Raw genomic sequence first — 13,849 nt, forward strand, 5'->3', positions numbered from 1 at the left:
TGCGTATTTCGTATTATTTAACTTTATATTCTGGAGACTCTTCCTGAATCCGCAGGGCCTCAGCGGCCGAAATCTTGTAGGGCTTGCCGTCGCGTTCAATGATGACATCCAGCCCGAGCCTTGCCTTTTTCACCAATTCATCATGAACAGCTTGCTTGAGGCATTTCCGAGCCTCTTCCGTCTTTTCCAATATGCTTTTTTCATTCATGGCAACCCCCCAGAATCAATTGATAGCGTTCATTATCAAGTATAGTCCTCTGACCGTCTTTTTCTGCAAACACAGGAATCGGTTCCGTCTTCGCGTTGTTATAACACATCACTTCGTCGCAAAGCGGGATGAACACCTTCAGAAAATTGGAGACGGTTCGCTTGTAGCGACGGGCAATGGCATCCGCTGGAATATTATGTCCGCCCGCTTCCACGCGTTGCTTCACGCGGGCGCTCGAAAACTCTGCGCTTGGAATCCAGAGGTAAAACAAAACAATCTTCCAACCTTTGGAACGCAGTTCTTTAAACAAGCGCGCATACGAACGGCCCGACAACGTAGTTTCAAAAGCGAAGTCCTCGCCGTTGTCCACACGCGATCTGATTTGCCGCAGCAACATCTTTCCAGCTTCCAATTGAACCTGTGAAGGATCGAGAGGCGACAAGCCATCCGCAATCAGGTCGGCATTGATGAAATTGCGGCACCCCGTAATTTCCGGCAAATAGCGCAACGCAAACGTCGTTTTCCCCGCCCCGTTGGGGCCAGCGATTACATAACAGGTTGGTTGTTGGCTATCTGTCATTTTTTAACCGTTAATAAACGTGAACAGCATCTTTTCCGCAGAAGACACCGCAGTGGAATGTGGCGCCACGGCGTTGCACCGGATTCCGATCCGGTGTTCCTGCGCATGAGTTGTATGATCGAGAAACATCAATAAACCTTAAAATTCATCTACCGCTTGCGTCTTCGTGCTTCTTGAACCTTTTCGCGGCCATCAGCCACCCATTCTTCCACAACGCGACTGGAAGCTCGCGTCTACAGTTTTCCGCCTGAAGGCGGGACTACAAACTTTTTCCTTACTTCAACGCGCTTTCAAGTTTGGCGACGAGGATGTCGATTTCTTCTTTGGTCCGCTTTTCGGTGAAGGCGAGGAGGAGAATGTTTTCCATGCCTTCATAATAGCGACCGACCGGGAAGCCGGCTGCGATGCCTTGGTCGACCAACGCGCTGACCACTTCGGCAGCATCCTTGGACAGGCGGATGGCAAACTCGTTGAAGAAGCGGCGGTTGAACGCGGGCTCGACCCCTTCGATGGCGATGAGCTTATGGTAGGCGTAGCTGGCGCGGTCCATGCACTGGCGACCCACATCAAGAAAACCTTCGCGTCCAACGAGCGAGAGATAGATGATTGCGCGCAAGGCGCAGAGCTGTACGTTGCTGCAAATGTTGGATGTGGCCTTTTCGCGGCGGATGTGTTGCTCGCGCGCTTGGAGCGTCAGCACATAGCCTCTGCGACCTTCGCCGTCCTCGGTTTCGCCAACAATGCGGCCGGGCATTTTGCGGACATACTTCATTTTGGTGGCCATGAAGCCAAGGTAGGGTCCGCCAAAGTTAAGCGGCAGCCCGAGGCTCTGCCCTTCGCCGGTCACAATGTCCGCGCCCATGGCGCCGGGCGTTTCGACCTGCGAAAGCGCAACCGGATAGGCCGACATGACGGCCAGCGCTTTGACTTCGTGAATCGTTTCGATCAATTCCGTCAAGTTGTCGAGACATCCGAAAAAGTTGGGGTTCTGCAACACCACCGCGCCGACCGTGGCGTCGAGGGCATCGGCATAAGCCGAGCGGTCGGCCACGCCGGAGCCGCTCAATGCGACTTCCTGATAATCGACCGAAAGGTTTTGCGTGTAGCAACGGAGCATTTCGCGATAGATCGGGCTGACGCCTTCATCGATGAGCACCTTGTTGCGCTTGGTTTGGCGCAACGCCATCATGACGCCTTCAATCATCGCCGTGCCGCCGTCGAACAGCGAGGCGTTGGCCACTTCCATGCCGGTCAGACGGCAGATTGCGGTTTGGTATTCAAACGCCGCCTGCAGCGTGCCTTGCGAAGCTTCGGCCTGGTACGGCGTGTAGGCGGTGTAAAACTCGCCGCGACTGGAGAGCGCGCTGACCGCGGCAGGAATATAGTGGTCGTAGAAGCCGGCGCCGCAAAAGTTCACGAGATCCGTGGAATTTTTTGACGCCATCTTACGGATATGCTGCATCATCTCCATTTCGGAAAGGCCTTCGGGCATATTCAATTCGTCGGAGCGCAGGTGGTCGGGAATCGCGGCGAACAAATCGTCAAAGTCGGTAATGCCCAAGGTTTGGAACATTGCGTCCTGATCCTGCTGGCTCGTCGCACAAAACGGTGTTTTTTTCATACTATATAACCTTCTTTTTTCACCACGGAGGCACTGAGACACGGAGCACTAGAGAACTAGTCTTTTTATGCCTTGCTTCAGGGTTGAAACATTAAAATTCAATAACAAGCCAACCTTGCAGTTGGTCAGTTTCATATAGGTCAACAACTGGGCTTCATGGATGGGGGCAAGTTCTTTAACCACTTTCAACTCAACAACCACCTTGTCGCCGACTATTAAATCAAGCCGAAAATCCTCATCAAGGGAAACGCCTTTATAACTTAGTTTAAGCTCCACTTGGCGCTTAAACGGAACACCACGCTTCTCCAATTCAATGGCCAAGCTTTTTTCATAGATGCTTTCTAGCAGCCCCGGTCCCCAGTACTTATGCACTTCAATCGCAGCACCGATGATTTTATCAGTCAGTTCTTCCTCGATCAGTTTGTCATCCATCTCTGTGCCTCCGTGTAAATTGTTCGCTATTCGCTCGCAATCATGTGGTGAAAACCTATCCTCGGGCTGTGCCGTTTTTGTAGAACGGGAGGTCGACGACTTCGGCGGGGAAGCGCTTGCCGCGGATTTCGACGTCGAGCGTGCGGCCATAGTCGGCGAACTCGGGTTCGACGAAGGCCATGGCGACCGCCTGCCCGAGGCTCGGGGCAACGGAGCCGCTGGTGACTTCGCCGATTTCGATATCTTCGAAGAAAATCTTATCGTGCTCGCGAGCGGCGCGCTTGGAGGAGAACTTGAGCCCAATGAGCAACACCTTGGGATCATCGAGATCAACATCGACGTTTTCTTTGCCGATAAAATCCTTTTTCGTGCTGATAAAGGCGCCGCGCGAGGTGGCAACGGGGGTGCGGGCTTCGGAAAGCTCGTGGCCATAGAGCGGATAGCCCATTTCGAGGCGGAGCGTGTCGCGCGCGCCGAGTCCGCCGGGTTCGCAAAGGTCGTGGGCCACAATCTTGTCCCACAGCTCAGCGGTGGCTTCGGTGGGTAGATATATTTCGTAGCCCCACTCGCCAGTATAGCCGGTGCGGCTGGTCATGAAGGAAGAGTCCAATGCCTGGAACTCTTTGAAACGGAAATATCCAAGATCGGGAAGCATGCACTCCAAAACATCTTCAAGTACTTCGCGCGACCGGGGGCCTTGTACGTCGAGCTTGGCCGTTTCGGGCGAGAGATCAGCGAAGGAAGTGCCGTCAGAAATGCGGCTTTTGATCCACTCGGCGTCCTTATCTGCAGTGCCAGCATTGACGACGAGCATGAAGCGGTCGGCGTCGAGGCGGTAGCAGGTTAGATCATCGATGGTGCCGCCGGCAGCGTTGAGCATGAATCCGTAGCGGACCTGCCCAACTTCTAATGACTGAACATTGCAGGTGAGCAGCTGTTCCAAATCCTGAAGGGCGGTTTCACCGGAAAGTTCAAACTCGCCCATGTGGCAAATATCAAATATAGAAGCCTTTGTGCGGGTTTGTTCGTGCTCCTGAAGAATTCCGGCGTATTGGATCGGCATGTCCCATCCGCCAAATTCGCCCATACGGGCGCCAAGTTGTATATGCTGCTCGTGCAAGGGTGTGTTTTTCATAAGCCGGACACTCTACGAAAACGTCCCGAGTGTCGCAAATGGAATTTTATCTTAATAGTCATTTGGCGTTGAAAATGGATCTAGATCTCATTAGTCACTCCACATCGCACCCTTTAAAGAAGGGAAAATCACATTGAAGTTGTTGCAAAGCCTGAATTTGCTAAATTAAGCATATGACGAAGCGAACAACCATTCTCTATGCGCTAGCTTGGGTGGCCTATATAGCCTTCAGCTTCACCATGTTTCCATACTGGAGAATTAGCGTAGTCATCCCCGCAATAGCATTGATTGGACTAGGGGGATGGTTGTTCGGCACCACAAAAGGGCTTTTGCTTATCCTAACATCCAATATCTATCACTATTTCCTAATTAGTGAGATCTATGCCGATATACTGGTCTATTATGAAGCACGTTTAAGCGGAGTTCTAATCATGATAGCGATAACATTGATCGCGGGCAAACTACACAATAACCTCCATGCCATCAAGGTGGCCAACCTCAAGCTGGACGAACTTGTGGCGGTGCGGAACGCAGAGCTGAACGCGCTGGCCTCCAAGCTGATCGAAAACTCGGAACAGACCCGGGTTGCCTTGGGCCAGGAGCTTCACGACGGCATTGGGCAGCATCTGACCGGCATCCAGCTCTTCTGCTCGGCTCTTGCCGAGAGGTTGCACGAGGAACAAAACCCAAACGCTTCGCTGGCCGATTCGCTAATCGACCGGGTCGGCGCCACCCATAATCAAATCCGAAGGATTGCGCGCATGCTATTTCCCGTACAGATCGAGCGGGTTGGATTTATTCCGGTGCTCAATGAACTTACCTCATGCTTCCAAGACATGGAGCATATAGCATTCTCTGTCAGAGAACAGGGCCACCTGCCGGAGCTTCCCGGAAAAACGGCCTTGCAACTTTATCGCATATGCCAAGAGACCGCCATCTATGCGCTCGACCACCTGAATGCCAACCGGATCGATGTGCGGGTGTTTGAAACACCGCAGGCCTACAACTTGGAATTCGAGCACAATGGGTCGCAGCTCGATGAACAACACAACACGTTCCAACTGACCGAGTACCGGCTTCAGCAAATTTCGGGGACCTCCGAAAAATGGCACAGTCGCCATGGGCTGGAAAAGATTGTCTACGCCATACCCTGCCCCGAAACGGAGCCACAGGCATGAGGAGGCAAAAACTAGTTGTCTATATGGTGGCATGGCTCATACACGCCGGCCTCATTTTTTTCCTGTTTCCCGAGCTAAAAATCACTGCAATGCTTTTATCCATGCCGATGGGCATGCTTGCGGCATGGCTCTATGCCTATAAAGGCGCGATCATCACCCTCATGCTCAACATCCTGTTCCACTACTACATGCTGCAATACTACTCCAACGACCCCGGCGTAATTCGTGAGGCGTTCAACCCCTTCGGCAATGGCACCGAGCTCTGCTTCTCGCTTTGCACTGCACTGCTGAAAAAAACGCAATTGCGTTATCAGCATTTGAACAGCACCCTCGAACTAATGGTTGAGGAACGCACAAGGAAACTCAGCCAGCTCGCCGACCATCTGATTAAAGACAAGACAATGGAAGCCGCCCTGGCGGTTGAAAGAATCATCGAAGAGCCCAAACGGCAACTTAGCAACATGATGGCCGACAGCAGCCTTCTTGTTCGCCAATTGAGGAAGGCGCAACATCCTGACGGCGACACGGCCAAAACCATCACTGAACAAATCCGCCTATGCCTCGAACGCTTGAAGGTATTGGAGCTCGGTTTACCGATAAATTCGCGAGCCTCGACAAAACCCGACGAGTCCATCCATCAAATTGCCCAGCAATACGAGACCCTTGCCGCAGGATGCACCAAGATGGTCGTTTCAGGCAACTGGACAGAGCTGCACTCGGCCACATCCGGGCAACTCTACCCCATTGTCCACGAGGCCGTCACAAACGCCTTGCGTCACGCCAGTCCATCCCGAATCATCATTGGATTGCAAAGCAATCCGGGAGCGCTCGTGGTCTATGTTGAAAACGACGGCAAGCCCATGCCCGCCGCCCATCGCGAAGGAATGGGCATTCCGCTCATGCGTTACCGCGCCCAGCGCATGGGCGCCTCCCTTTCGATCCATGCGGGCGAAAAACAAAACACCCGAGTCCAGTGCGTCATTCCGCGAAACGACCACTAGCTTAAAAAAGCTTTCCGAACCGCGGTTAAGTCGCTAAAAAAACCACATGAACTCATTAATCATCGCCGTCGCAGCCGCCCTGCTCTACATCATCGCCTACAACACCTATGGCCGCTTCCTCGCCCGCAAAATCTTCAAGATCGACCCAAACGCCAAGTGCCCCAGCGAAACGCACCATGACGGCATCGACTTTGTCGCCACCGACAAGACCGTGCTCTTCGGCCACCACTTCACTTCGATCGCCGGCACCGGCCCCATCGTCGGCCCAGCCATCGCCATCATCTGGGGCTGGGTGCCCGCGCTGATCTGGATTATTATCGGCTCCATCTTCATGGGGGCCGTACACGACTTCGGTTCCATGGTCATCTCCCTGCGCCATGAAGGCCGTACCATTGGCGACATCGCCGGCGACATCATCAACCCGCGCGTTAAATTTTTGTTCATGCTCATCATCTTTTTTGCACTCTGGATCGTGATCGCCATCTTCGGCGTCGTGATCGCCTCGGTCTTCAGCATATTCCCGGAATCCGTAATCCCCGTGTGGCTCCAGCTGCCCATCGCCGTCTGGCTCGGCTTCATGGTCTACAAACGCGGCAAGTCGCACATCACCTACGGCATCATCGCCACCGTGCTGATGTATGCCACCATTGTCATCGGTGCCTATGTGCCCGTCGATCTCCCTGCCATCGGAAGCCTCTCCAGCGTGGGCGGGTGGGTTATCCTGCTTCTGATCTACGCCTACGTCGCCTCCACCCTGCCCGTCACCGTCTTGCTTCAGCCGCGCGACTACATCAATGCCTTCCAGCTCTGCATCGCCATGGCGTTGCTCTTGCTCGGCATCCTTATCACCCACCCGCCCATGGTGGCGCCAGCCATGAACATCGATGCCGAAGGCGCGCCGGCGCTCATTCCCCTGCTCTTCATCACCGTTGCCTGCGGCGCCATCTCCGGCTTCCACTGCCTCGTCTCCTCCGGCACCTCCTCGAAACAGTGCGATGCTGAAACCAGCGCCAAGCCCATTAGCTACGGAGGCATGCTGCTCGAAGGCATGCTCGCCGTCATCGTCATCATCGCCTGCGGCGCCGGCATCGGGCTCGGCCTTGAAAAAGACGGAGTGCTTTTCCACGGCGTAGAAGCCTTCAACCAACAGTATGCCAGCTGGGATTCCGCCAAGGGACTCGGTGCAAAGATCGCCGCGTTTGTATCCGGCTCCTCCAACATGATCACCGGCCTCGGCCTTCCCAAAAGCGTTGTGCTCACCCTCATGGGCGTGTTCGTCGCCTCCTTCGCCGCCACCACGCTCGATACCGCCACACGCCTGCAGCGCTACATCATCTCTGAGCTCGCCCAAAGTTGCAAAGCCCCGGCCATCGGCAAAAAACACCCCGCCACCTTTATCGCCGTCTTCACCGCCCTGCTCCTCGCCTTTTCCAGTGGTGGAGGCAAAGGCGCGCTCGCGCTCTGGCCGCTCTTCGGCGCCGTCAACCAGTTGCTCGGAGGCTTGGCCCTGCTCGTCATCACCGTCTGGCTCGCACGTAAAAAGATCCCGATAGCCTTCACCGCCATTCCGATGGTCTTCATGATCGCCATGACCTGCTGGGCCATGACGATCAACCTCAGCAGTTTCTTTGCCGATGGGAAATGGCTCCTCTTCACCATCGGCGCCGTCATCACGGTCCTCCAAACTTGGATGATTGTTGAGGGCGTCATCGTTCTTGCGCGCCTTCGGCGTGAAAAGTGAGCCGTGAGTCGTGAACCCATTTCCCGTCACACCTCAATCGTCACTTTTCACGCCTTTACATAGGCTCCAACTTCTCTCATAAACAACGGCATTCAAACGGAGACCCCCATGAACAATCTTTATAAAGACATGCTCGTCAAGATCGGCGAAGACCCCGACCGCGAAGGCTTGCTCGACACCCCCGACCGCGCCGCCAAAGCGATGGCCTTCCTGACCAAGGGCTACCACCAGAAGCTCGAGGACGTCATCAACAACGCCGTCTTTACCGTCGAAGACAACCACATGATCATCGTAAAGGACATCGAGCTCTACAGCCTGTGCGAACACCACATGCTGCCCTTCTTCGGCAAATGCCACATCGGCTACATACCTGAAGGCAAGGTGCTCGGCGTCAGCAAGCTCGCCCGCATTGTCGACCATTTTGCGCGCCGCCTGCAGATCCAGGAGCGCCTCACCAACCAGGTGGCCACCACCCTGATGGACACCGTCGCTCCCGAAGGCGTCGGCGTCGTGATCGAAGCGCAACACCTCTGCATGATGATGCGCGGCGTCGAAAAGCAAAACTCCTGCATGGTCACCTCCGCCATGCTCGGCAGCTTCCGCAGCGAGCCCTCCACCCGCAACGAGTTCCTCAAGCTCATCGGCAAATAGCATACCGCGTCAGCGCATGAAAAAAGGGTTCGTGTTTTTATAAACACGAACCCTTTTTCGTCCTCAGAAACCGAACGGCTTAGTTTATTTATCACCCATGTCGCAAATGTTGCAGGAGTTGCAGTCAAGGCTGGCGGCCTTGTATGACTTGCCCTCCTTCTTCGCCTTGCGCATGTTCATGGCGTTCATGCCGGCGAGGAAAAAGCCGAGAACAATGAAAGCGCCGGGCGCGGAGGTCATCAGCATGAAGTCGACCGTCCAGCCAGGGATCATCTTAACCTGAAAAAGCGAACCACTCGCCAAAAACTCGCGGGTGGCGCCCAGCGCAACGAGCGCAAGCGTGAACCCCAGCCCCATGCCGAGCCCGTCGAGGATCGACTTGCCGACGCCATTCTTGGAAGCAAACGCCTCGGCGCGGCCGAGCACGATGCAGTTGACCACGATTAACGGAATAAAGATGCCGAGCGCTTCATAGAGCGCCGTGGGCGCATAGGCCTGCATCAGCAGATCGACCACCGTCACGAAGGAGGCAATCACCACGATGTAGACCGGAATGCGGATCTTTTTCGGCACAATGCCGCGGATGGCGGAAATCACAATATTGCTGCACATGAGCACGCACATCGTCGCCACGCCCATGCCGAGGCCGTTGGTGGCGCTGGAGGTCACGGCCAGCGTCGGGCACATGCCGAGCAACAGCACCAGCACCGGATTTTCTTTCCAAAGCCCTTTGGTAAATTCTTTCATGACGCTCATTATTCCGCTCCCTTGGAAAGTTGTGCGATGTTATCAACTGCGGTTTTTCCGATGGCGTAGACCGCCCCGCCGACAGCGCGGCTGGTAATCGTTGCACCGGTCTTGCCGTTGATCGATTCGCCTTCTTTGACGATCGGCCAGCGGGCGGCGCCCGCCGTCTTGCCGGCGTACCAGTTGAGATACGTGTTCGGCGCCAGCCCAATGGCTTCTGCGCCGCCCTTGATGATGTCGGCGATGGTTTTCTGCACCTTGCGGTCCGTGATGGCGGTTCCGAGCCCGGGCGTTTCGGTGTTGGCCGTCACGATCACCGTGCGGACCGATCCATCAAGATTCAGTCCGGCCATGACGGTAACGTTGCCGTTGAATCCTTCCGGGGTAATCACCTCGCCGGCATAGCCGACGATTTCGCCGCCCTTGCGGGCAATGTAAAAATTGACCGGCCATCCTTCGGCTGACGCGATTTCCAGCGCGTCATCGCCCGGAACATTGTCGAAGGCCGGCAGCACCTGTTCGAGCGCGGCGTTGGTTTTGGCCTGCAGGTTCAGTTTGATGGCCCCTGCGGTGGAGGTCGATACAAACGACAACAGGCCGGCGGCGATGGCGGCGAGAGCTCCGAGAAAGATTCCAAGCTTTGGAATATTGATTTCTTGCGATGCCATTATGCCGCCTCCCCTTTCGCCGGCGCTATATAGCCAAACGGTTTCTTAATCGTTGCCCGGTCGATGAGCGGCGTGAGCGCGTTCATGAACAGGATTGCAAAACTGACCCCTTCCGGATAGCTGCCCCAGAGGCGGATAACGCTGGTGATGACGCCGCAGCCCAATCCAAAGATCAACGCGCCCTTGCGGGTCATCGGGGAAGTGACCATATCGGTGGCCATAAAGAAGGCGCCGAGCAGCAGACCGCCGGTAAAGATGTGGATGAACGGCGAATGAACCGTTTCGGGGCTGACCACATGCGCAATGCCGGTGATGACAAATACGGAGCCAAGGAACGCAAGCGGCACTTCCCACTTAATCAGCTTGAAGGCCAACAGGATGACGCCGCCAATCAATAGGGCGATCGCTGAGGTTTCGCCCAAACAGCCCCCGATGTTGCCGAGCAGCACGTCCGAGAAAAAGGTTTCGCCCGGCGCAAGCCCCAGCGGCGTGGCTGCCGTCATGGCGTCAATCTTCATGAGGCCGAGTTCCGGCTTGTCCCAGGTGGTCATGATTTCCGGGAAACCAATCAGCAGGCCGACGCGGGCCACGAGCACGGGATTAAAAGGGTTGTAGCCTAAGCCGCCATACAACTGCTTGCCGAGAATAATGGCCAGAAAGCCGCCGAGAATGCAGACCCACCACGGCGTGCCGGCATTGAGGTTCATGCCGAGCAAAATGCCGGTAATGATGGCCGAGCCGTCCTTCCAGGTCGGGTGCCGCTTCACGAGCTTGTTCCAGCCCTCTTCAATCACCACGCAGGAGACGGTGCACAGCAGCAGCACCTCAATCGCGGCAAGGCCGAAGAACAGCACGGCGGCAATGCAGGCGGGCATCAGCGCCGCCACTACCGTGAACATGATTTTCGGAATGTTCTGGCCGCTGTGGATATGGGGCGAGTTGCTGACGATCAGCTTCGCGGGATCCGGCATCTGTATCGTTGGAGTGTTTTCAGTATCAGACATAATCCGGTTCTCTATTTCTTCTTTCTAAGTTGGGCTTGGATTTCAATCTTGGCGCGCTTGAAATGCTGGTTCAACGGTCGGTGCGACGGGCAGACATAGCTGCACGAACCGCATTCGATGCAGTTCATCACGTTCAGCTCCTCGGCCCAGTCGAAGCGTTTGTTTTCGACGGCTTGGCTGATGGTGGCCGGCAGGATGCTCATCGGGCAGCATTCCACGCAGCGCCCGCAGCGGATGCACGGCTCGGACGTGTAGAACGAAACCTCGTCGGCAGAAATCAACAGGATGCCGGACGTGTTTTTCATCACCGTAACGTCCAGCGAGTTTTGGGCGATGCCCATCATTGGTCCGCCCAGCAAAAGCTTGGCCGGCTGTTCGCTAACGCCGCCGACGAGCTCCAGCGCCTTGGAGATCGGAGTGCCGATGCGGAACTTCCAGTTGCCGGGCTGAACCACCGGCTTGCCGGTTACGGTCGTGATGCGCTCAATGGACGGACGCCCTTTAATAACAGCTCCAGCCACCGCCGCCGCGGAGGCGACGTTCTGAACGACGCAGTGGACATCCATCGGCAGCTTGCCGGGAGAAACTTCGCGCCCGGTGATGGCGTAGATCAATTGTTTTTCCGCGCCTTGCGGATAGTTGACAGGAAGACCCTGCACCCTAACATTGTATTTTCCGGCAACCTCGTTGAGCTTGGCAATGGCATCGGGCTTGTTGTTCTCGATGCCGATGATGGCCGTTTTCAATCCGAGGATACGGGCGAGGATGGCCGCGCCGAGCACCACCTCTTCGGCCTGCTCAAGCATGATGCGGTGGTCGGCGGTCAGATAGGGTTCGCACTCGGCGCCGTTGAGAATAAGGGTATCGATGGTCTTCCCTTCGGGCGGGGAAAGCTTAACGTGGCACGGGAAGCCCGCGCCGCCCATGCCCACAATGCCGGCATCCCAAACGCGCTGTTTAAGTGTCGCCGGATCAGTGTTCTTCCAGTCGGCGATCGGTGCAAAAGCTTCGCCCCACTCGTCTTCGCCGTCGGCGGTGATCTCGATGGCCGGCACATGGATTCCGGTCGGGCCAGCGCATTTATCAATCGCTTTAATGGTGCCGCTGGTCGGGGCATGCAGCGGTACGGAAACAAAGCCGGAGGCCTTGGCCAGCAGGTCGCCCTTCTTGACCGTGTCGCCCTTTTTCACCACCAGCTCCGGCGGTCCGCCGATGTTCTGGTGCATGATCACCTTGTAGGACTCGAGCAAGGGCGCTTCCTGAATCGGCTTGGTCGCCGAAAGCGCCTTGCTGTCGTTCGGGTGCACGCCCCCTTTAAACTTTCGCGGCTTGTCGCTCATTTCGAAACTCCTTCATAGCCGCCCGCTGCATGTTTTGAAGCCAAACGAAGCGCCGTGGTCGGGCAGGCGGATGCTTCAACTAAATCAGTCGGCGGCGGATTGTCATAATTGGTTTTCACGAGGAATCCATCCACCAGCATGTGGTCCTCTTCTCCAGAAGCCTTGACGCATTTGCGGCAGGCAATGCAGGCGGTCTTGCAGACCTTGCGCTTGGCCGCGCCCTTTTCCGGCGAGTTGCAGTAGACATGCACGTCCACGGAAGCAGGCACCATCACAATTAAATTTTTCGGGCAGACGGCCACGCAGTTTTCGCATCCAACGCAAAGCTCGGGATGCACTATAGCGAGGGCGTCGCGGATTTCGATGGCGCCGAACGGGCAGGCATCGGCGCAGCTGCCGAAACCGAGGCAGCCGTAGTCGCAGCCCTTGGCGCCACCGGCAACGAGCACCGCCGAACGGCAGTCGCGCACGCCGTTGTAGAGCGAGCGCACCGTATTGGAGGCATTGCCGCTGCAACGGACGACGGCCACCATCTTTTCCTTTTCCTCGGCAACGATGCCGAGATAGCCGGCAATATTGGAAATGTCTTCGGCCGAACAGACCGGGCATTGGTCGGGCGTGGCGGTTTCCCCTACCACCGCTTTCGCAAAATCGGCGCAGCCGGCATAGCCACAGCCCCCGCAGTTTGCGCCCGGCAGCAAATCACCGACCCCTTCAATCCGTTCGTCCACCTCAACGGCGAAGGCTTTGGCCACTACGCCGATGATGACCCCTAAAAGAGCGCCAAGCACGCCCACTGAAACAATTGCTGCGATCATACTGAATATCCTTTAGACGAGACCGGAGAAGCCCATGAAGGCCATGGCGAGGATGCCGGCCGTAATCAGCGAAATCGCGGTGCCCTCGAAGACTTTCGGCACATTGGCCAGATCGAGTTTTTCACGAAGGCTGGAGAAGAGGATGAGCGCGAGGGCAAAACCGAGCGCCGAACAGAAGCCGTAGATGGTTGCGCCGTACCAGGTGGACTGGATCGATTCCGGCGCCGACTTGGCATTAAGCACCACGCAGCCGAGCACCGCGCAGTTGGTGGTGATGAGCGGCAAGAAGATGCCAAGGCTTTCGTAGAGCTTCGCGCTGAGCTTTTGCAGCATGATTTCCACCAGCTGCACCAGCGAAGCAATCACCACAATGAAAACAAGCGTCTGCAGAAACTCGAGCTTCATCGGAATCAGCAGGAAGGTGTTGATCAACGAACTGACCAGCGAGGCCAGCGTCATCACAAACACCACAGCGCCCGACATGCCCAACGCCGTATCCAGCTTTTTAGAAACCCCTAGAAACGGACAGATTCCCAGAAACTTCGACAAAACAAAGTTGTTTACCAGAATTGCACCAACGGTGATGACGAGAAATTCGCTCAACATAATATAACCCAGCCCCTAATTCTTCTTACGCGAAAGGGGGGGATAATACCTACGTGAGCTTTTGCTGCAACCCCGTTCAAGGCCATGCACCCTATTTAGAACGGATGTCAACAACGCCT

The 13,849-nt window shown here is 55.9% G+C and carries 15 protein-coding genes; 4 read left to right on the forward strand and 11 right to left on the reverse strand.

All coding sequences use genetic code 11. The features are described 5' to 3' along the window. Positions 1–13: 13 nt before the first annotated feature. The 5 genes from SCARR_RS25070 to gcvT form a co-directional block, all read right to left on the reverse strand. Complete coding sequence (locus SCARR_RS25070) at positions 14–208, reverse strand: hypothetical protein (RefSeq protein WP_136065007.1); 195 nt, start codon at positions 206–208, stop codon at positions 14–16. Continuing rightward, the gene (locus SCARR_RS25075) at positions 201–788 is read right to left on the reverse strand and encodes a zeta toxin family protein (protein WP_136065009.1); all 588 of its coding nucleotides are present in this window, start codon (positions 786–788) and stop codon (positions 201–203) included. Before SCARR_RS25075 ends, SCARR_RS25070 begins: the two co-directional genes overlap by 8 nt. A gap of 274 nt (positions 789–1,062) precedes the next feature. Further along, positions 1,063–2,409, reverse strand: coding sequence for an aminomethyl-transferring glycine dehydrogenase subunit GcvPA (gene gcvPA, locus SCARR_RS25080; protein WP_136065011.1), 1,347 nt, complete (start codon positions 2,407–2,409; stop codon positions 1,063–1,065). Positions 2,410–2,457: 48 nt separating this feature from the next. Then, entirely contained in the window at positions 2,458–2,841 is a 384-nt protein-coding gene (locus SCARR_RS25085) for a GxxExxY protein (protein ID WP_136065013.1), read from the reverse strand. Between the two features lie 55 nt (positions 2,842–2,896). Next, the gene (gcvT, locus tag SCARR_RS25090; RefSeq protein WP_136065015.1) at positions 2,897–3,976 is read right to left on the reverse strand and encodes a glycine cleavage system aminomethyltransferase GcvT; all 1,080 of its coding nucleotides are present in this window, start codon (positions 3,974–3,976) and stop codon (positions 2,897–2,899) included. A 431-nt stretch (positions 3,977–4,407) separates the two neighbouring features. On the opposite strand from gcvT, the gene SCARR_RS25095 reads away from it, so the two are divergent. The 4 genes from SCARR_RS25095 to folE all read left to right on the forward strand — a co-directional run bounded on the left by SCARR_RS25095 (position 4,408) and on the right by folE (position 8,547). Further along, positions 4,408–5,154: a sensor histidine kinase gene (locus SCARR_RS25095; protein ID WP_168433608.1), complete on the forward strand. Its 747-nt coding sequence runs from the start codon at positions 4,408–4,410 to the stop codon at positions 5,152–5,154. Next, the gene (locus SCARR_RS25100) at positions 5,151–6,155 is read left to right on the forward strand and encodes a sensor histidine kinase (protein WP_168433609.1); all 1,005 of its coding nucleotides are present in this window, start codon (positions 5,151–5,153) and stop codon (positions 6,153–6,155) included. The genes SCARR_RS25095 and SCARR_RS25100 overlap by 4 nt, the downstream gene beginning before the upstream one ends. Before the next feature lie 46 nt (positions 6,156–6,201). Continuing rightward, positions 6,202–7,896, forward strand: coding sequence for a carbon starvation CstA family protein (locus tag SCARR_RS25105; RefSeq protein ID WP_136065021.1), 1,695 nt, complete (start codon positions 6,202–6,204; stop codon positions 7,894–7,896). A 108-nt stretch (positions 7,897–8,004) separates the two neighbouring features. Next, complete coding sequence (gene folE, locus SCARR_RS25110; protein WP_136065023.1) at positions 8,005–8,547, forward strand: GTP cyclohydrolase I FolE; 543 nt, start codon at positions 8,005–8,007, stop codon at positions 8,545–8,547. A gap of 84 nt (positions 8,548–8,631) precedes the next feature. Here the strand turns inward: folE and rsxE are convergent, their stop codons facing one another. The 6 genes from rsxE to rsxA are packed head-to-tail and all read right to left on the reverse strand — an operon-like array spanning position 8,632 to position 13,727. Beyond that, positions 8,632–9,303, reverse strand: a complete 672-nt coding sequence (gene rsxE, locus SCARR_RS25115; RefSeq protein WP_136065025.1) for an electron transport complex subunit RsxE — start codon at positions 9,301–9,303, stop codon at positions 8,632–8,634. Continuing rightward, a complete protein-coding gene (locus SCARR_RS25120) occupies positions 9,303–9,962 on the reverse strand; it encodes an RnfABCDGE type electron transport complex subunit G (protein ID WP_136065027.1) in 660 nt (219 codons plus the stop codon). The genes rsxE and SCARR_RS25120 overlap by 1 nt, the downstream gene beginning before the upstream one ends. Then, entirely contained in the window at positions 9,962–10,966 is a 1,005-nt protein-coding gene (locus SCARR_RS25125; RefSeq protein WP_246044534.1) for an RnfABCDGE type electron transport complex subunit D, read from the reverse strand. The genes SCARR_RS25120 and SCARR_RS25125 overlap by 1 nt, the downstream gene beginning before the upstream one ends. Positions 10,967–10,977: 11 nt before the next feature. After that, positions 10,978–12,306, reverse strand: a complete 1,329-nt coding sequence (gene rsxC / locus SCARR_RS25130; RefSeq protein ID WP_136065029.1) for an electron transport complex subunit RsxC — start codon at positions 12,304–12,306, stop codon at positions 10,978–10,980. Continuing rightward, a complete protein-coding gene (locus tag SCARR_RS25135; RefSeq protein WP_136065031.1) occupies positions 12,303–13,124 on the reverse strand; it encodes an RnfABCDGE type electron transport complex subunit B in 822 nt (273 codons plus the stop codon). The genes rsxC and SCARR_RS25135 overlap by 4 nt, the downstream gene beginning before the upstream one ends. A gap of 12 nt (positions 13,125–13,136) precedes the next feature. Continuing rightward, positions 13,137–13,727 (reverse strand): electron transport complex subunit RsxA, encoded by a 591-nt coding sequence (gene rsxA / locus SCARR_RS25140; protein ID WP_136065761.1) that lies wholly within the window; start codon positions 13,725–13,727, stop codon positions 13,137–13,139. Between the last annotated feature and the right edge of the window lie 122 nt (positions 13,728–13,849).

The sequence above is a fragment of the Pontiella sulfatireligans genome, assembly GCF_900890705.1.
GTDB lineage: Bacteria > Verrucomicrobiota > Kiritimatiellia > Kiritimatiellales > Pontiellaceae > Pontiella > Pontiella sulfatireligans.

Bases quoted from the DNA above. Each gene is read 5' to 3' on its own strand.
- SCARR_RS25070 (WP_136065007.1), bottom strand. From the start codon at position 208: ATGAATGAAAAAAGCATATTGGAAAAGACGGAAGAGGCTCGGAAATGC.
- SCARR_RS25075 (WP_136065009.1), bottom strand. From the start codon at position 788: ATGACAGATAGCCAACAACCAACCTGTTATGTAATCGCTGGCCCCAAC.
- gcvPA (WP_136065011.1), bottom strand. From the start codon at position 2,409: ATGAAAAAAACACCGTTTTGTGCGACGAGCCAGCAGGATCAGGACGCA.
- SCARR_RS25085 (WP_136065013.1), bottom strand. From the start codon at position 2,841: ATGGATGACAAACTGATCGAGGAAGAACTGACTGATAAAATCATCGGT.
- gcvT (WP_136065015.1), bottom strand. From the start codon at position 3,976: ATGAAAAACACACCCTTGCACGAGCAGCATATACAACTTGGCGCCCGT.
- SCARR_RS25095 (WP_168433608.1), top strand. From the start codon at position 4,408: ATGATAGCGATAACATTGATCGCGGGCAAACTACACAATAACCTCCAT.
- SCARR_RS25100 (WP_168433609.1), top strand. From the start codon at position 5,151: ATGAGGAGGCAAAAACTAGTTGTCTATATGGTGGCATGGCTCATACAC.
- SCARR_RS25105 (WP_136065021.1), top strand. From the start codon at position 6,202: ATGAACTCATTAATCATCGCCGTCGCAGCCGCCCTGCTCTACATCATC.
- folE (WP_136065023.1), top strand. From the start codon at position 8,005: ATGAACAATCTTTATAAAGACATGCTCGTCAAGATCGGCGAAGACCCC.
- rsxE (WP_136065025.1), bottom strand. From the start codon at position 9,303: ATGAGCGTCATGAAAGAATTTACCAAAGGGCTTTGGAAAGAAAATCCG.
- SCARR_RS25120 (WP_136065027.1), bottom strand. From the start codon at position 9,962: ATGGCATCGCAAGAAATCAATATTCCAAAGCTTGGAATCTTTCTCGGA.
- SCARR_RS25125 (WP_246044534.1), bottom strand. From the start codon at position 10,966: ATGTCTGATACTGAAAACACTCCAACGATACAGATGCCGGATCCCGCG.
- rsxC (WP_136065029.1), bottom strand. From the start codon at position 12,306: ATGAGCGACAAGCCGCGAAAGTTTAAAGGGGGCGTGCACCCGAACGAC.
- SCARR_RS25135 (WP_136065031.1), bottom strand. From the start codon at position 13,124: ATGATCGCAGCAATTGTTTCAGTGGGCGTGCTTGGCGCTCTTTTAGGG.